Annotated in this window: 17 protein-coding genes and 2 pseudogenes; 15 read left to right on the forward strand and 4 right to left on the reverse strand. The window is 58.8% G+C overall.

The annotated features are described in order from the left end of the window. Nucleotides 1-667 precede the first annotated feature (667 nt). Nucleotides 668-1,459: an SDR family NAD(P)-dependent oxidoreductase gene (locus AC13RC_RS21070; protein WP_113352158.1), complete on the reverse strand. Its 792-nt coding sequence runs from the start codon at nt 1,457-1,459 to the stop codon at nt 668-670. Nucleotides 1,460-1,941: 482 nt separating this feature from the next. Between AC13RC_RS21070 and AC13RC_RS21075 the strand changes: the two genes are divergently transcribed. From AC13RC_RS21075 to AC13RC_RS21115, 9 genes are all read left to right on the forward strand, one after another. Beyond that, nucleotides 1,942-2,826, forward strand: coding sequence for an amino acid ABC transporter permease (locus tag AC13RC_RS21075; protein WP_113352157.1), 885 nt, complete (start codon nt 1,942-1,944; stop codon nt 2,824-2,826). Next, the gene (locus AC13RC_RS21080) at nt 2,826-3,587 is read left to right on the forward strand and encodes an amino acid ABC transporter ATP-binding protein (RefSeq protein WP_113352156.1); all 762 of its coding nucleotides are present in this window, start codon (nt 2,826-2,828) and stop codon (nt 3,585-3,587) included. The genes AC13RC_RS21075 and AC13RC_RS21080 overlap by 1 nt, the downstream gene beginning before the upstream one ends. Nucleotides 3,588-3,626: 39 nt before the next feature. Next, nucleotides 3,627-4,457 carry an ABC transporter substrate-binding protein gene (locus tag AC13RC_RS21085; protein ID WP_113352155.1) on the forward strand — a complete coding sequence of 277 codons (831 nt, stop codon included), beginning with the start codon at nt 3,627-3,629 and terminating at the stop codon, nt 4,455-4,457. A gap of 128 nt (nt 4,458-4,585) precedes the next feature. Next, nucleotides 4,586-5,458 carry a polysaccharide deacetylase family protein gene (locus tag AC13RC_RS21090; RefSeq protein WP_488558335.1) on the forward strand — a complete coding sequence of 291 codons (873 nt, stop codon included), beginning with the start codon at nt 4,586-4,588 and terminating at the stop codon, nt 5,456-5,458. Beyond that, entirely contained in the window at nt 5,455-6,354 is a 900-nt protein-coding gene (locus AC13RC_RS21095) for a polysaccharide deacetylase family protein (protein ID WP_113352154.1), read from the forward strand. Before AC13RC_RS21090 ends, AC13RC_RS21095 begins: the two co-directional genes overlap by 4 nt. Continuing rightward, complete coding sequence (locus tag AC13RC_RS21100) at nt 6,344-7,705, forward strand: MmgE/PrpD family protein (RefSeq protein WP_113352153.1); 1,362 nt, start codon at nt 6,344-6,346, stop codon at nt 7,703-7,705. Before AC13RC_RS21095 ends, AC13RC_RS21100 begins: the two co-directional genes overlap by 11 nt. 48 nt (nt 7,706-7,753) lie before the next feature. Then, a complete protein-coding gene (gene argH, locus AC13RC_RS21105) occupies nt 7,754-9,142 on the forward strand; it encodes an argininosuccinate lyase (RefSeq protein ID WP_113352152.1) in 1,389 nt (462 codons plus the stop codon). 72 nt (nt 9,143-9,214) lie between these two features. Beyond that, nucleotides 9,215-10,156 (forward strand): LysR substrate-binding domain-containing protein, encoded by a 942-nt coding sequence (locus AC13RC_RS21110; protein ID WP_113352151.1) that lies wholly within the window; start codon nt 9,215-9,217, stop codon nt 10,154-10,156. A gap of 564 nt (nt 10,157-10,720) precedes the next feature. Next, complete coding sequence (locus AC13RC_RS21115; RefSeq protein ID WP_113352304.1) at nt 10,721-10,924, forward strand: hypothetical protein; 204 nt, start codon at nt 10,721-10,723, stop codon at nt 10,922-10,924. A gap of 177 nt (nt 10,925-11,101) precedes the next feature. Here the strand turns inward: AC13RC_RS21115 and AC13RC_RS21120 are convergent, their stop codons facing one another. Further along, a complete protein-coding gene (locus tag AC13RC_RS21120; RefSeq protein ID WP_113352150.1) occupies nt 11,102-11,398 on the reverse strand; it encodes a PRC-barrel domain-containing protein in 297 nt (98 codons plus the stop codon). Nucleotides 11,399-11,790: 392 nt separating this feature from the next. Between AC13RC_RS21120 and AC13RC_RS21125 the strand changes: the two genes are divergently transcribed. From AC13RC_RS21125 to AC13RC_RS21140, 4 genes are all read left to right on the forward strand, one after another. After that, complete coding sequence (locus tag AC13RC_RS21125) at nt 11,791-13,230, forward strand: DUF7125 family protein (protein WP_162748798.1); 1,440 nt, start codon at nt 11,791-11,793, stop codon at nt 13,228-13,230. A 6-nt stretch (nt 13,231-13,236) separates the two neighbouring features. Beyond that, nucleotides 13,237-14,271 carry a sensor histidine kinase gene (locus AC13RC_RS21130; RefSeq protein WP_113395635.1) on the forward strand — a complete coding sequence of 345 codons (1,035 nt, stop codon included), beginning with the start codon at nt 13,237-13,239 and terminating at the stop codon, nt 14,269-14,271. Between the two features lie 21 nt (nt 14,272-14,292). After that, a complete protein-coding gene (locus AC13RC_RS21135) occupies nt 14,293-14,685 on the forward strand; it encodes a response regulator (RefSeq protein WP_113352147.1) in 393 nt (130 codons plus the stop codon). A gap of 410 nt (nt 14,686-15,095) precedes the next feature. Further along, nucleotides 15,096-15,491 carry a DUF1236 domain-containing protein gene (locus tag AC13RC_RS21140; RefSeq protein ID WP_113352146.1) on the forward strand — a complete coding sequence of 132 codons (396 nt, stop codon included), beginning with the start codon at nt 15,096-15,098 and terminating at the stop codon, nt 15,489-15,491. A 79-nt stretch (nt 15,492-15,570) separates the two neighbouring features. On the opposite strand, the pseudogene AC13RC_RS21145 reads toward AC13RC_RS21140, so the two are convergent. Next, a pseudogene (locus AC13RC_RS21145) lies at nt 15,571-15,717 on the reverse strand (alpha/beta fold hydrolase); the annotation flags it as partial. Nucleotides 15,718-15,920: 203 nt separating this feature from the next. On the opposite strand from AC13RC_RS21145, the pseudogene AC13RC_RS21150 reads away from it, so the two are divergent. Continuing rightward, nucleotides 15,921-16,004: pseudogene (locus tag AC13RC_RS21150) on the forward strand (GntR family transcriptional regulator); the annotation flags it as partial. Between the two features lie 304 nt (nt 16,005-16,308). After that, nucleotides 16,309-16,683 (forward strand): VOC family protein, encoded by a 375-nt coding sequence (locus AC13RC_RS21155; RefSeq protein WP_113352144.1) that lies wholly within the window; start codon nt 16,309-16,311, stop codon nt 16,681-16,683. Between the two features lie 320 nt (nt 16,684-17,003). Here the strand turns inward: AC13RC_RS21155 and AC13RC_RS21160 are convergent, their stop codons facing one another. Continuing rightward, nucleotides 17,004-17,720 (reverse strand): maleate cis-trans isomerase family protein, encoded by a 717-nt coding sequence (locus tag AC13RC_RS21160; RefSeq protein ID WP_488558336.1) that lies wholly within the window; start codon nt 17,718-17,720, stop codon nt 17,004-17,006. Between the last annotated feature and the right edge of the window lie 9 nt (nt 17,721-17,729).

Raw genomic sequence — 17,729 nt, forward strand, 5'->3', positions numbered from 1 at the left:
AAAGGCAATTTACCATGCGCAAGAATCCTCAGGATTGATTTTTCTGGGCTCATTATTCAATCAAATGTTGTAGATTAGCAACAATGCGGATTGCATATGTGCCGCGTGGCATCCGGTCGATCATTTCGGGAAATCGCGCCGAACATCTGCTACCAGCCGAACAATCCCCTCGGCTCCCCAACTTTCCGCTGTCTGGCGGGCAAGGATGTCATGGCTAATGCTCCAATAGGAGCACTAGATCGCGGACCGCCATTCTACCAGCCGTCCTGGCCGTCTGGGGACTGGCTGTCGCGGCCAAGACCGGGACACGCGGATTATATCCAGGAATCGTCCAACGTGACCTTCGCGACGTCGCGCAAATTGAGCGGATCGCTCAAATGCCGCGGTTAGCGCGGAGTCTGGCGGAACATTCGGGACGGCACTCGTCAACCATTCCGGACTAGGCTCTTCTAACGAGATGAATCACGTCACAATGCCAAAAATATGTTGGCATCTTCGTCGGCGATGTTGGGCTTTGGACCCTCTCGTCATCTCCAAGGTGTTCGAGTAAAGCTGACGCACTCCGTGATTATCTGTATTTATAAGCTAGTCCATTCAAGTGCTGAAGCTCAGGTCGGTGGAGTGCCGATGAGCCGCTCACGAGCACAATGCATTCTCGCCGTGACGGTCAGAATGCGCTCTTCACCACGCCGCCATCAACCCTGAGCGCCGCGCCATTGGTGGCCGAGGAAAGCGGGCTCGCGATATAGGCGACCATGGTTGCTATTTCTTCGGGCGTTGTGAAGCGCTTGATCAGTGAAGTTGGCCGGATTTTCTCGAAGAATTCGGTCTCGAATTGCGCGAAGCTCTTTCCTTCGGATCCGGGCAACGCTGCGACGAAATCCTCGACCCCGCGCGACTTCGTTGGACCAGGTAGCACACTGTTGACCGTGATCGCGGTGCCGGCAACGGATTCGGCGATACCGCGCGCTGCCGCGATCTGAGCCGCCTTGGTCACACCATAATGCACCATCTCGGCAGGAATATGCACGCCGCTTTCGCTCGATATGAAGATGATGCGCCCCCAGTTATGCCGGCGCATCGACGACAGATAAAGACGCGCGAGACGAACGCCCGAAAGCACGTTGACATCGAAGAAACGTCGCCAGTCAGCATCGGGGATTTCTTCGAATGGCTTGGGTTCGAATATGCCAAGGTTGTTGATCAGGATCTCGACGTTTGGGAAGCGCTTCGTGACCGCATCGGCCGCCGCCTCGGTGCCGAGATCGCCGGCAAATCCGTCAACGTGGCCACTTCCGATCGCGGCAAGTTCGGCGACCGTGCGATCGACCGCATCTTGGGTTCGTCCGTTGACGATGACATGGGCGCCTTCGCGAAGGAGAGTTGCCGCGATGGCATGACCGATGCCGGCGGTGCTGCCGGTGACCAGAGCCAGTTTACCGTTAAGCTCGAGGTTCATGAGGGTTCTCCAATGAGAGATATGACAGGAAGAGCACGCGGAATAAGCATGTTTCGCAAGGGAAGGCTATTTGCTTTGAGAACCGCCACCCTACGACGGATCCGGTTGATTGACTAGCGCACTTCCTTGGTAGCGATCGCCGATGGGATATGACGATCAACGCATTATCCGTAAGCGATCGTGCGAGATCCTCTGCCTCATTCCATGGTGCCGCCATTCAGCCTCGGCTTCTTCTTCCGGTCAGCAACAGCACCGATATGGCATTGCCGTCAATTGGTTGATCAGATTATTCGCGTCGGTCGTTCCTCGCGTCTCTGTTAAAGGCAGCGAGACGGCGTCACGTCCTGGTGAATGTCGGGATTTATGCGGAAGGCGCATAAATTGCATGTTCAAATCTCGTTTGTGGCCGAATTCAAAAGCAACGTAAGCTTTTCCCATTAGAAAACGGAAGCTCACCAACGAGCTCAGGGGATCGAAATTTGATGAATTCAGCGCCACTGGACGTGAATGCGCTTGTGATCGTGCCGCAGCGAAAAATAGGCACGAAGATCATGGCGGCGATCTGCGTTATCCTGCTTGTTCTTCTGGCGAGAGCCTTCTGGAAGGGCGATATCGCCTGGGAATATGTCGGACAGAACCTGTTCACCAGGGCCGTCATGGCGGGTGTCGGCAACACGATCATCATGACCTTCTGCGCCATGATCGTCGGCATCGTTCTCGGTGTCGTTGCCGCAATCATGCGCATGTCGGACAATCCGGTTCTGCGCGGTATCTCGGTCGGCTATATCTGGCTGTTCCGCGGCACGCCGGCGTTGCTGCAGCTTCTCCTGTGGTTCAATCTTGCCTTGATCTTCCCGACGATCGGTATTCCCGGATTGTGGTCGCTCCGCACCGTCGATGTCATGACACCCTTCGTTGCCGCCCTCCTTGGCCTTGGCATTCAGCAGGGTGCTTATACCGCCGAAGTCGTGCGCGCCGGCCTTCTGTCGATCGACAAGGGGCAGATGGAAGCAGCCCAATCGATCGGCATGACGAAACTGCGGGCAACACTGAAAATCGTTCTGCCGCAGGCCATGCGTGTCATCGTCCCGCCGATCGGCAATGAAACCATCGGCATGGTGAAGCTCACCTCGCTTGCCAGCGTCATTCAATATTCGGAAGTGCTCAAAAACGTCGAGGACATCTACTATGTCAACTCGCGGGTCATCGAACTGCTGATCGTCGCCGCCATCTGGTACATGGTCGTCGTCACCATCCTCAGCATCGCACAGATCTATATCGAGCGGCATTTCTCCAAGGGCTGGGGCAGGCGGGATGCGGGCGCCCAGCAGGCGGCCAACCAGACTCTCACCGGGGAGGCAAGCTGATGGACGCGATCATCAAGGCGCACGGCCTGCAGAAGTACTTCGGCACGTTTCATGTCCTGAAGGATATCGATTTCGAGATCAAGAAAGGCGAAGTCGTCTGCATTATCGGACCTTCCGGTTCGGGAAAAAGCACCTTCCTGCGCTGCATCAACCAGCTCGAACAGATCGATGCCGGCTATGTCACGGTCGAAGATGAAATCGCCGGCTATCGCCGCGAGGGCAATCGGCTCTTTCCGCTGCCGGATCGGGAGATCGCCCGCCAGCGGCAGGCCGTCGGCATGGTCTTCCAGAAGTTTCATCTCTTCCCGCATCGCACGGTCCTCCAGAACATCATCGAAGGTCCGGTCGGCGTGCAGAAGCGGCCGAAGCAGGAGTGCCTCGCCGAGGCGCGCGTTCTTCTGCGGCGTGTCGGCCTCGCCGACAAGGCGGGCGCCTATCCAGGCGAGTTGTCCGGTGGTCAGCAGCAGCGCATCGCCATTGCCCGTGCGCTCGCCATGAAACCGAAGGCCATGCTCTTCGACGAGCCGACCTCGGCACTCGATCCCGAACTTGTCGGCGAAGTCCTCGGCGTCATGAAGGAGCTTGCCGCCTCCGGGACGACGATGATCGTCGTCACCCATGAAATCGGCTTTTGCCGAGAGGTCGCCGACCGTGTCGTCTTCATGGATGCCGGCATGATCGTCGAGACCGGCACACCCAGCGACATATTGGAAAACCCCAGGAATCCCAGAGTGAAGAACTTCATCTCTGCGGTGCTTTAACAAGAAAAACCCGAAGCAAGATCATCAGAGGACAATCGCATGAAACTCATTCGTCTCGCCGTTTCGGCGGCCCTGCTTTCGCTCGCGGCCACTGCCGCCTCCGCGGACTCGAGCCTGAACCTCATCAAGGACGGCGAGTTACGCATCATGACCAACCCGATCTATCCGCCCATGGAGTTCGTCAATCCGGATACCGGCACGATCGATGGCTTCGACGTCGACCTGGCGAATGCGATCGCCAAGAAGCTCAACTTGACGACCGTGTTCGTGACCTCCGCCTTCCAGGAGCTGCAGAGCGGCCTTCAGACCGGCCGCGCCGACATGATCATCTCCGGCATGAGCGACAACGTGAAGCGCCAGGCCAGTATGGACTTCGTCGATTACATCACCAGCGGCCCGATCCTCTTCACCGTCAATGCCAATGCCGCCACCTACAAGCAGGCGACCGACCTTTGCGGCAAGACAGTTGCCGGAAGCCGCAGCACCTCCTTCGGTGATAACGTCAAGGCCTGGAGCGCGCAGAATTGCGAAGGCAAGGGCAAGCCCGCCATCAAGTTCGAGGGAACAGCGGATTCGAACGCCGCCCGTCTCGGCATGAAGCAGGGCCGTTATGACGCGGTCGTGCAGGGCATCGAAACGATCGCCTACCAGATGCGTATCGAGCCGAACACCTACACGCTCGTCGGCGAGCCGCTGCTCAGCAACGACACATTTGGCATTGGTTTCAAGAAGGACAACACCGCTCTTCGCGATGCGGTTGCCGGTGCTCTCGACGGGCTGATCAAGGACGGCACCTATGACGAGATCCTCAAGAAGTGGGGCCTCATCCACAATGCCGTTCCGAAAGCCGTGATCAACGGCGTCAAGTAAAGCTTGAAGAAGCGCCGCGATAAGAGCGGCGCTTCCCTTTCCATCGTAGGCAGTCATCGGCCGGGGTGTCTCAGCGCCCGCGGATGGATGGCTGCGTCCCAAACACCTTGAAGCGCATGCAGAGTCCCATGACTGCGAAGAGTGCAATCAAATCGGCAAGACCAAGCCTGTGGCCGGCAGGCCGGCAATCGGCTGTGGCGCTTGCCTTCGATGTCGATGGCCCGACGGGCGATGCGATGCTTGACGGCTCGCTGCTCTCCAATCCCCGCTATTTCACGCAAGGCGCCTACGGCCCGTGGCGGGCACTGCCGCGGCTTCTCGATCTGCTCGCGGCTCATGGGCTCAAGGCGACTTTCTTCGTGCCGACCTGGGTGGTCGAACATTGGCCGTCGCAATGCGAACGCATCCTTCTGGATGCGCATGAGATCGCTTATCACGGCCACTATCACGAGGTTTTCATCGAGTGCAGCCGGCAGCAGCAGCTCGACATCATGGGGCGCTCCCGCGACGTCTTTCAAAGCCGCATGGGTGTGACGCCGGTCGGCTTCCGCACGCCGTCCGGCGACTGGAGTGACGAGACCGCGCAATTGCTGCACGAGTTCGGCGTCATCTATTCGAGCTCTATGCGCGGCGACGACAGGCCTTATTTTCACGCGGCATCGCTCGGTCGTGGGCTGGTCGAGATTCCGGGCCGCTGGGATATCGATGATTATACCGCGCTCGCCTATAGCGAAGAGCCTGATTTTCCCATCGGCCTCGACCGCATCTCCGGTTACGCCGATGTTCAAAGGAACTGGTGCGCCGAATTCGAAGGCTACCACCGCGAAGGGCTCTGCTGGACGACGATCCTGCATCCGAAAGTCTGCGCCAAACCGGGTCGGCTTGCGATCCTCGAGGGTCTGTTCAAGGCGATCACCAGCCATGGCGACAGCGTCTGGGCGACACACTGCGCCGAAATCGCAAAGTGGTGGATCGCACAACATCCGGAGAAGACCGCATGAGCAGCACGGCATTTGAAGGTTTCTGGCCACAGGGCAAGACATGCGCGGCAATCGTCGCGGTGATCTTCGACGATGGGCTCGATGCCGTCGTGCAGGCGCCTGATCTCAAAGGGCGCAGCAAGAGCTTTTCGGTCTGGCAATATGGCGCCGCGCGCGGCGTCGAGCGTCTCTGTAACGCCTTTGCCGATGCTGGCATATCCACCAGCTGGTTCGTACCCGGCATCGTTGCGGAGAAACACGAACGGTTGCTGCGCGACATCGTGGCGCCACATCATCAGATCGAGAGCCACGGCTGGGATTTCGAGCGCTATGACGCGATGGATGCGCCTGCCGCCGTGGACCTCCTCAAGCGCAGCCGTGACAGGTTGAGCGGGATCGCAGCGAACGAGGTTTCCGGCTTCCGGTTGCCTGCCGGAAACTGGCCGCGTCACTTCGACCGGCTACTGGTCGAGGCGGGATATACCTGGTCGGCATCGCTGAACGGAGATGATGTGCCCTACAACCATTCCTCGTCGCTGGTGGAGATCCCGGTTCACATCGAGCTGGAAGATCGGCCTTATTTCCAGTTCAATTTCACCCCGGCCTTTCCAAAAGGGCAAAGCCGCATTCCGTCTTATGAGGCGGTTCTTGGCAACTGGATCGCCGAGTTCGATGCCTATCGCAAATACGGCCTTTGCTATGTCATCCAACTTCGCCCGGAATGGACCGGAACGCCAGGCCGGATCGCGCTCGTCGAGGCCTTGCTCGCCCATATCACAAGCTTCGGTGACGTGTGGCTGGCGACGGCGGCGGATGTCGCGCGCTGGCATGCCAATAAGGGCCTTGCCGCACCGGGCGATCACCCGATCAATGTCTACGAAGCCTATGTCGATGAGGAACGGCCCCGTGAGCGATAATTTGACACAGGCACTGGCGGAGCTTGTCTGCTCGACGAGCTATGAAGCTTTTCCGCCCGAGACCATTCACAAGGCGAAGCTCCATATTCTCGATACGCTGGGAGCGGCCATCGCCGGCTCGGCCTCTCGCGAAACCAATGCGGTCGTGGCGATGCTTGATATCAAGGCCCAGACCGGTCATGCCGCGATCTGGGGACGACCGATCGCGTCGGACGCAAGGACAGCCGCCTTCGTCAACGGCGTATCGGCCCATGCCTACGAGCTTGATGACAGCGGCGGTTGCGATCATTCCGGCGCCGTCGTCCTTCCAGCTGTGGTCGCCGCGCTTGGCGATCGAAGCCAGCCAGTGAGCGGCAGCGAGCTGCTGCGCAGCGTCCTGCTCGGCTATGAAGTCGGCCGTCGCGTGCTGGAGGCGGTCGGCGGATATGAAGAGCACAACGGTCTCGGCTGGCATTCGACAGGCACTTGCGGTTCATTCGGCGCTGCCGCTGCCGTCGGCAGCATCGTGAACCTCGATGTCAATGCAATGGCCTCCGCTCTCGGCTCCGCTTGCTCCTTTGCTGGTGGAACCTGGGCCTTCATCCACAATGGCAGCTCGACCAAGAAGCTTCATGCCGGCCGCGCCGCCGAAGGCGGGCTTATGGCCGCCTATCTCGCACGGCAGGGATTCGAGGGGCCTGATAGCGTCTTCGAGGTGGAGCGCTGGGGCAGCTTTTTTGCGACTTTCGGCGCCGGCAAGGGCGATCCGCAGGCGCTGATCCGCGACTTCGGACACAACTGGCGCCTGAACCGATGCTCGATCAAGCCGCATGCCACCTGCCGTGGCACGCATGCGGGCATCGATGCGCTTGATATCATGCTACAACGTCATGGTCTCAAGCCCGACGATATCGCCGCCATCGAGGTCGATATCAGCGGCTTCCAGTATGGTATGTGCGGCGGCAAGATCATCGAGTCGCGCGCACAGGCCCAGATGAGCTTGCCCTATGCCCTGGCGGCCCGGCTGCGCTACGGCAAGGTCTTTCTGGCCGAGCTTGAGGAGGCCGCGTGGTCGGCCGTGGAGATCGGCCTGTTGATGGATCGCATCACGGTGCGAATTGATCCCTCCATGAAGGACGAGGACGAGCCGGCGATCACCATCGTCACGACATCCGGCGAACGGCATCAGCTCGTCGTCGAATTTCCTCTTGGAGGCCCGCAGAACCCGCTGAGTGATGAGCGACTGATCGGCAAATATGCCGCGCTTGGCGGCATGGTGCTGCCGGCATCAAGGGTCGACGCTCTCAGCGACTTCGTTCTCGATCTCGAAAATCAGACCGACGCCAGCAGCCTGCTGGCGCTGCTTCAATAGGGAGTGTGCCCGGAGGAGGGCGGCATTCGTTCAAAAGGGAAGACCGCGATGAGAAATCAGAAAGAAGTCACATGGTCGCCGCTATTCAAGGAGGCCGTCTCCAGGGATTTCGAGAGCTTTCATGAGTGCCTTGATCAAGACAAGCGCATCGCCTTGCACGACGTCGCCGGATCGAAGGTCCACGCCGAGATGCTTGCGCGCGCGGGTATTCTGACTGCGGAGGACAACGCGCAGATTCAGGCCGGTCTCGACAAGGTGGCCGAAGAGATGCGTTCAGGTGCCTTCGAATGGAAGGCAGAACTCGAAGACGTCCACACCAATGTCGAGGATCGGCTGATCGCGCTTATCGGCGATGCGGGCAAGAAGCTGCACACGGCAAGATCGCGCAACGACCAAGTGGCGACCGACATTCGTCTCTATGCCCGCGAGCAACTGGATCTCCTCGCCGGCGATCTCAAGACGCTGATCGGCGCCTTTGTCGATCTCGCTGAGAAACATGCCGATGCGATCATGCCCGGCTTCACGCATTTGCAGGTGGCGCAGCCCGTCACCTTCGGCCATCATCTGATGGCCTATGTCGAAATGTTCCTGCGCGATCTCGACCGGGTTGGCGCGGCACGCGAACGGCTCAACATTTCGCCGCTTGGCGCGGCGGCGCTTGCGGGCACCGGTTATCCGATTGATCCTGAATACAGCGCGTCCAAGCTTGGCTTTTCTACCTCCTTCGCCAACTCGCTCGACGCCGTCTCCGATCGCGATTATGTCGTCGATGTCTGCAGCGCCGGCTCGATCATCATGGGGCACCTGTCGCGTTTCAGCGAGGAAGTCATTCTCTGGTGCACGCCGATGTTCGGTTTCATCGAGGTCGGCGATCAGTTCTGCACCGGTTCCTCGATCATGCCCCAGAAGCGCAATCCGGATCTGGCCGAGCTGGTGCGCGGCAAGGCCGCCCGCGTCATGGGCAATCTCGCCTTTTCGGCCGCGCTCATGAAAAGCCAGCCGCTTGCCTTCAACAAGGACCAGCAGGAATCGAAGCCGCCGCTGACCGATACGCTTGAGACCGTCCGCGCCGCCGTCAGCGTCACGGCGCAAATGATCCCGACCATCACGGTCAAGCACGCAAGGATGCTCGCGGCCGCTACTCAAGGCTATTCGACCGCAACCGACCTTGCCGATTATCTCGTCCGCGCCGGCGTTCCGTTCCGCGATGCGCACCATGCGGTCGCCGCAATCGTCGGTGCGGCCCGCGACAAGGCCCTTCCGACGCTCTCGGAGCTTTCCCTTGCCGAGATGCAGGCCTTTGCGCCTGGTATTCGCGAGGATGTCTTCGAGGTGCTGACGGTCGAGGGATCGGTTGCTAGCCGCGATCACAAGGGCGGCACGGCGCCGCGAAGGGTCCGGCAAGCCATCGAGACCGTGCGTCGGGCGATCGCCTGAGCGGATCGGTTGCCATTCCATCCACATGCTTTAATGCTTGCCGTTCGAGACAGCAAAGAAGCCGGGTAGGGAATGGAGCCAAGGTTCGATCACAACAGGTTGCCGCCGCTGCAGACCCTGCAGACCTTTTCCGTTGTCGCGGAAACGGGCAGTTTCACAGCGGCGGCGGCGGAGCTCAACCTCAGTCAGAGCGCGATCAGCCGCCAGGTGCAGCAGCTCGAGCATTATTTCGGCTGCAGCCTGTTCGAACGCCACACCCGCAAGGTGGCGCTGACGGAGCGCGGCATGGCGCTGATCCCGATCGTCGACGGATTGCTGGCGTCGCTGAAGACCTCGTTCGAGGCGACGCGAACGACAGTGCGCTCGCTGACCATCCGCATGCCGCCGACCTTCGCGCGCAAATGGTTCCTGCCGCGCCTGCCTGATCTCCACAGGCATCACGAGGACCTGAACATCAATATCGATACCGCCTGGTTCCTGAGGCCCACCTTTTCGGTCGGCGATATCGACATGCTGATCACCTACGGCAATGGTAACTGGCCCGGAATGGACGTGCTGCCGCTATTGCGGGAGCAGTTGACGCCGATGTGCTCGCCACAGTTTCTATCGAAACTGGGCGATCCGCCCGCGGTCAAAAACCTGCAGAACTGCGTTCTGCTGCATTCCAATCCGCGCCATAGCGACTGGACCCTTTGGCTGCAGGCCGAAGGCGTCTATTCGTTCCAGGCGGCCCGTCATCAAGTCTTCGACACGCAGGATTTCGCGATGACCGCTGCTGCGAGCGGCTATGGCGTGACGATGGGCGATCTTGCCTTTTCGCGCCAGGATCTCCAAAGCGGCGAGCTGGTCGCTCCATTCGAGCGGATTATCGACAGCGGCTACGGCTACTACGCACTCTGGCCGGCCCGCGCCGAAGCGCGCCAGAAAGTGCGCGCCTTTTCGGATTGGCTGAGGCACGCCTGCAGCGCGAGCTCGGACGGCTTTGGCGGAGATCGAGCCGGGACGTCATCGTAAGTTCCGTTTCCCGCGCGCGATGGAGCGACCTCAAAGCCTGGTTCATGCCCGGCCGTGCCACCCAAAAAAACGCATCGGCCGCTGGTTCTCCGAAGACAAGGGCAGGGGAGGGCCGAGGAGCGCAGGCGAACTGGGGATCATTGGTCTTCAGGGTATCTGTGATGCCGCATCCTTGTATTGAGGGAATGCCGATAGCCGCGAGCGAGCAGCTATCGGCGTCGGTCAGGAGAACCGAAAGGAAGGCGGGGAGCCCTTCCAGTGCCAGAACGAGGCACCATGCGGAAAGTTCCTGATGACCATTGAAAGAGGTGTGTTCCTCTATTTCCTCGCCAGCTTAGCGCATGGTCGCCGTTGGCCATTTCGCCGTCCGCCCAGGGACTTCGTCAATCGCCGACCTCATATTCCCCGGCGAGTTGTCTATCGAGTGGAACATTTTGGGAGCTTCTGAGTAGTTTGTTCAAGCCAGACATCTTTAACCCACGGACAAACGCGGAAACGGAACAATTCCGCCCAACGCGGAATTGAAACTGTTGAAAACTGTCCCTCGATTTGACGGAGAACGCCGTGCCAAAGGCCGCAAGAATTCCTGACGTTATCTCACCCGACGATCACGTCCTCACGGCAAAGGAAGCGCTTGAGGTTTCTTTTCTCAAGCTGGAGCAAGAAGTGGAGGTCCGCCTCGTCGCCGCGGCTCTACGTGCGGGATGGTCGGCAGACGAGGCGTTGGATGCCATCGATCAGCTCCGGGCGGAGGAAAACGGAGATTGAGGCGCGCGCTCGGGCTCGGCCCTCGCGGTCGGCGTTTAAATCACGTGGCCGTGTGATGAAAAAAGAGACCTGATATAATCCGGCGCCATCTGAATTCCGCTGGGTGCGGCGCCGGCGACTGTGTCCAAGATGTAGGTTCGAAAGGGAGGCTCCGCATGCGGAAGCTCCCTCCAGCGTTTAATCGCGATGCTCCGGCATTGCCTTCAGCTGGTCCTTTGTCCAAGACGTCACGCCATGGACATCGCCGCTTTCGTCACGCATGAAATCGAGATCGGTCACTCGAACGGACACCGGCTTCGCACCGATGCCAAGGAAGCCGCCGACATCAATTACGACGCTGCTGCTGCTGCCGGCTCCATGCACGTGGTCAACCGTACCGATCTTATGATCATCGGCGCCATAAATGGATGTGCCTTCCAGATTAGCTTGTGTGAGTTCTTCTTCGGTCAGTCGTATGTGGTTGCTATGATCCATGAGCGTTTCCTCCTTTTGCTTCCGAACGCCTATTGACCAGCGACGTGATGGTGTTGCGTTCGTGTTTATCCGTGTGCTGGGAGCTGACGTCACAAACCGCGACATCGTCTCCTCGATTAACATGAAGACCAACGACCGTGTAATCGCTTTGTTCCCGGATTGAGACTTCTGGCAAGCAATGGCTGCCCTTCATGCGCGCCAAAGCCGTTTAGGTGGCGGCCTCCACGCACCTCAAAAAGAAAGCAGGGCGTCTGGCCTCTTCAAAAACACTGATTTGCGTTTAACCACACTTCGAAACGCGGGCGTTTGCTCATAGTTGTTCCGCGATCCAGGAACTCGATCTCGTGATCGGGCGTTGTACGTCGTCAATTTGGTGTACGCGAGAGGTGAACGTGGTTGAGAGCAAGAAGCCGGCAGTGGTCAGTTCCGGCATTCCCGGGCTGGACGAAATTCTCCGTGGCGGTTTGCCCGCATCAAATCTCTATATTGTTCAAGGTGCGCCGGGGTCGGGCAAGACGACCGCAGCTTTACAATTCCTCCGCGCCGGTGCCGCGAACGGAGAGCGCTGCATTTATGTCAGCCTGTCTCAGACGAGGGCGGAGCTGGAAGCGATCGCCCTGTCCCACGGCTGGACGCTTGAGGGCATCCGGGTGGAAGAGCTCGCGGCCTCCGATTCGATCAAGGGAGCAACCGACCAGTCCATTTTTCAGACGGCCGAACTCCGTCTCGACGAGACAAGGAAGATGATCGAAACCGCGATTGAGGAACACAAACCGAGCCGATTGGTCTATGACTCACTGCTGGAAATACGGTTGATCACCGGCGATTCACCCCGCTTTCGTCGTGAGTTGATCGCCTTCAAGGCGTTTCTTGCCAAACGCGACATCGTGGCTCTGCTGCTTGATACCCAAACACCAGAGACCGATCGAACAGGCGAAGAGGTCGATGGCATCGCTCACGGCGTCATTCGTCTCGACAAATCGCTTGAGGAATATGGCGCGGTTCGCCGCCGCATCGAGGTCAGTAAGATGCGCGGTGTGCCTGTCGCGGACGGCTATCACGACATGGCGATCCGAGAAGGCGAGGGCGTGGTCGTGTTCCCGCGGATCATACCGGGCGCCGTGGCGAGAGCGATCGAGCCTCAGTTGATCAAGTCAGGTGTGGATACCCTCGATGACATGTTCGGCGGTGGGCAGGAAGCGGGAACAACCACGCTCGTCATCGGTCAGGCGGGTACTGGTAAATCAACCATGGCCTCGCTTTATGCGACTGCGGCCCTCAAACGAGGCGAGAGCGTAGGCCTGTTCCTGTTTGAGGAACGAATAGAGACTTTCTTCCGGCGTTCGGAGGGATTGGGAATGGATCTGCGCCAATTCCACGAAGATGGTCAGTTGATCATCCGGGATTTCAACCCGAATGAGATATCGCCAGGTGAGTTCGGTCAGATCGTGCAGCAAGCGGTGAGCAGTGAAAGGGTAAAAGTCGTCGTCATCGATAGCTTCACGGGATATCTGAATTCATTGCCGCATCGCGAAAAGGCGGTCCGAGACATCCAATCGCTCCTGAAATTTCTGGCGCGAGCTGGCGTGCTTACCATCCTTATAGTGGCGCAGCATGGTCTGCTCGGACAAGGGGTCGCTATTGATGTCGATGTAAGCTTTCTGGGCGACACGGTGCTTTTGCTGCGAATTACCGAGCATGAGGGTAGGCTGCGACGGAGCATTACCGTCGTGAAGAAACGGCACGGTCCACACGATCTCGACGTACGGGAATTGTTCATTCAAAGCTCCGGTGTCGCGGTGATCCCTTATAACCCCATTCCGGAGACCTAATCGCCCGTGGCCGCGAATGACAGCCATCTCGACTGGGTATTGGTAATCGCGCCTTATCGGCGCGACGCCGAACATTTGGAGATACTCTTAGCTCAGGAGGACGTCATTGCGCGGCGAGCGGAGGGCTTGGAACAATTGAGGGCGCTGTTGGCACAAACGCCCGGTGTCGTGGTTGCGACCCAGGAAGCACTCGATCCGGAGGTGCAGAAGGCGATCGGTCGCCACCTTGTCGAGCAGCCAGAATGGTCCGAGATGCCTATCCTTATCCTATTGGATCGGATGGTTCCTGCGACCCGCGTTCAGGCTGAGCTGTCAACCGTTTGGCCCCGCTCGCGGCAGCTCTACTATCAGCGTCCCGTAACGGCGCTCGAATTGCTGAGTGGCGTTCAATCGAGCCTTTTGGCCCGCCTGCGCCAACGAGACGTTCGGGATCACATCGAGCGCGAGCGCGAGCTTCGGCGTGAGCTCAACCATCGGGTAAAGAACATTCTTTCCAGCATTTCCTCAATCTTCCAGATGACGCGTCGGCGTGCGGTTTCGCTGGATGAGTTCGCCGACGATTTCGCCGGTCGGCTTGCCGCTCTTGCCAACGTACATTCCGCGGTATTCCAGGCGAATGGCGATGCAGCCGAGTTCTCTCATATCGCCGAATTGACCTTCAGCCCATATCGGGCGAAAGGCGCCGATCGCATTAGTTTCGCGGGACCGGAAATTTTGCTGAATGCCGAAGCCGCGACGACGTTGGCCTTGTGCTTCCATGAGCTCGCGACAAATGCGCTTAAATACGGTGCCCTCTTAAAACCAGAGGGCCGGATCAGTCTGAAATGGTCCGTCTCACAAGATGGGAACCTGGATCTCGAATGGCTTGAGAGAGGAGGTCCGCCAGTATCGGAACCCAAAAGGAGTGGATATGGAACACGCTACATCCGCTCGGCGTTATACAACCTCTTTGGCACGCCGCCCACCATCCTATTTCATCCACAGGGGCTACGCTGTACTCAAGTCGGTCCCCTTGCACGCGTGTCACCGAAGGACCTTTGACCTCCAGGAGGCCTTTTAGCCATGTCATCTTCGGCATATCCACTGCGCATATTCTGTCTTGAAGACAACCCGCTAATCATCTTTCAGCTTGAGGCCATGATTGAGGATTTGGGGCATATCTTTGCGGGGTCCGCCATGAGCTTCACCGACCTCGTCAAAAGACAGGATCTTGGCAGTATAGACGGAGCGCTAGTGGATATCGATCTCGCTGATGGACGCACTGGCCCTAATGCGGCTATCTGGCTTTCCCAGCAGGGGATTCCAAGTATCTTCGTCACAGGCCAGGAGGCGATCGCGGCGGAATATTCCCAAGCGGTGCTTGCAATTATTGGGAAACCGGTGGCCGAGATCGAACTCGCGGAAAAGCTGGAGCTGTTTCGGCACACCAACCGCAACCATGACCCAAGACGCTGACGATCGCTCGTCGACAGAGGAGCGTTCTTCGGTCGGTTCGAAAGCGGGCTCGTCAATGCCCCGGCGGCTGAAATCCGCCGTGTCTAGCAACCGTCGGGCTTGTCGGCTTTGCTTGGTATTCCCTTGGCACATCTAAGATCATAAGCAAGGCTCTGTTCGCCGAGGGGTGCATGGTTCGCCGGCACGAGGCTTGAGACCGTGTCCACCCACGAACTCTTCCCATACGCGCACTTTCACAGGCCTTTTCGGGGGCTTAGCCGGCGGGTGTTTCGCAATCCGTTACTGATCACGAACCTTGTCACAAGCAGCTAACTCGTGATTGCTCTGGATGGTAACCGAAGAGGAACATTCTCTTTACTGAGTAATTTTCCTTTCAGCTCATAGGAGCTCAAAATGGAAAGGAGAATGCTATGAAAACGAGACTTGTAGTTTCAGTTGCTGCCCTTGGCCTTCTGGCCGGTTCGGCCTTCGCGCAGTCTTCCACGGTAACCGGCGCCGCGGGCGGCGCGGTGACCGGAGCGGTTGTCGGCGGCCCTGTCGGGGCTGCCGTGGGAGGTGTGGCCGGTGCGATTGCCGGTACAGCGATCGATCCGCCGCCGGAGAAAGTGGTCACCTACGTTCAGGAACAGCCCCTGCCTCCATCCGAGGCCGTCGTGCAGGATCAGATCGTTGTGGGCCGCGCGCTTCCAGAGACGGTTGTCGTCACGCCGGTGCCGGATAATCCGACTTATGCGTACGCCGTCGTCAACCACAAACGCGTCATCGTTCAACCGAAAACGCGCAAGGTCGTTCGCATTCTCGAATAATGCCGAAAGGGCCTCCGAGAGAGGCCCTTTTCATTGCATTCGGTCAAGGTGGTGCGAGGCGGACTCAAGCTCGCGACCCTGGACCGACGGGAAACTTATGGAAGAATAGCGCCCGGTTGGCATCGAGCGCCGAGTGGAAGCCGTCGAACACCTCATTTGTCAGACCTTAGGGATTGGCTTCCGTCTTCAGCATCAAGGGAGGGACAGCGGAGACGAGGACGGCCTTGTTGCGGAACTCCGCTCATTCTCGGTAAAAGTCGCTGGTTCGGCTCCTCTCAAGAGCAAACATGCTCGGAGCATATTCCCTGAGAATTTCCATGAGCCCGTTACAGCCCACCCGGCTCGGCACAGCCGAACAGGATCGCTTGGCTCATTTGTCGGTAGCGTGCGGTGATTTCCTCTGGTGACGGTGCGAAAAAGCTTTGATTGGTCATGCGCGCAGACGCTCAGGCGGCTTATTCACATGTCGCCATCGTCAGCGATGCCAGCGTTGTTTTCGCCGAGCAGCGGTAATGCCTTGAAGCTGCGGCGACGTAATGCTGTTGCCCGATCTTACCCAATTGGTCGGCCAGGTCGGGATCGATGACAAGACCGCTCGACGTTATATCCGGCTATTTGACAATTGCTCATCATTCAGCTGCAAATTATCCCCGCATCGTGATCAGCGGCCGCAATACGCCAGCGACAATGATCTGGATTTCATCGCCGATACGGGCAGAATGGACGGGAGAGGCTCCCCAATTGGGAGGTTTGCGCCTTCAGCATGGCTAGGCTAGCGTAGGATAGGGCGATTGGACACCTTAGTGGAGATGAAACGATGTTCACTCACGTCATGATTGGAAGCAACGATTTGGAGCGAGCGAGAAGCTTCTACGACGCCACATTCGCTGCACTGGGAGGCAATCCCGGCGAGATGGACGCGAGAGGCAGGCTGATCTATACCCATGAGGGCGGCCGGCTCATGATCACGAAACCCATCGATGGCAAGCCGGCGACCGCGGCCAATGGCGGGACTATCGGCATAGCCGCCGCGACCCCCGACCATGTTCTTGCGTGGCATGCCGCCGGAACAGCACATGGGGGCATGGCGATCGAGAGCCCGCCCAAGGAGCGTCCAAACGGGTCATTCGTCGCATATCTTCGCGACCCGGACGGAAATAAATTGACCGCGCGGACTGCGCCGACGAAGTGAAGCAGGTGTCAAGCAGCGCCTAGCAAACGGCGTGATCGATGCTCAAGAGGCGAATAGGCGTAGGAATGTCGCCTTCCGGCGGACCTCCGTCATGGCGGCACCGCGCCTTCCCTTCAGCCATTCCAGTCACCTTGGCGATTTCCTGAAAGCCGTCGATCGGGTGAGCGCCGGCCCTCGCCAACTTGCCGATCGTTCCTAAACACAACGGCACATCGATAGTGTCGATGGTCGGACGTTTTGGCGCGTCTAATATGCCCTCTGGTCCGACCAAGAGTGCTCGCGATGGCGGGGAGCTCACTTTCGTGTTCCGATGTACCGGTCTACGAAAACATCCTTCCAAAGCCGGACACACGGCTCAGATCATACCCCACCGCCGATAGTCCGCCGTAAATTGCCGTCGCGACGCTGTCGTGTACGGGTATCCCATGTGCCGCTTCCAGTTGATCAACGAGCGAGGCGCCGGCGAGATTGGTACAAAATACAGCAATTGAATCAGGTTTTGACGGTGCAAGCTCGCCGACCATCTTGGAAATCTTTTCGCCTGTCACCTGACTGAAGCTAAAGTTGTCTCGAATGCCTAAATGCCGTTCGCAGATGATATCGACCCCCTCATTGGCGAAGGATTTCACGATCGCGACCTGGACGTCGTCGGTATACGGGGAAACCAAGCCGATCCTTTTCTCATTTCGCTTACGCATCACGTCAAAGAGGGCAAGCACCGATGTCGACGCCTTCACGCCCGTTGCCTTGGTGATGCGCTCGCATAGGTGACGATCGCTGTCGAGGCCGAGCCAGCCGGCACTGGTGCCGTTCCAGACGATGACATCGACCTTGGCGTCGGCCAGCAATTCGGCAGCCGCCATCATCGGACGATCGTCGAACTGGCTCAGTAGTGCGGCGTCGAGCCCGATTGCAGTGACCCGGAACCGGGAGAAATGCGCCGTCACGTCGGGCAGTTTCTGGAGCATCTGCATGGTCACGGGTTCGAGGACGGTATTGGAGGATGGGGTCAGCATCCCGATGCGAAGCGGTTTCACGGGTGTTTC

It is taken from the genome of Martinezella sp. CNPSo 3890 (genome assembly GCF_057784455.1).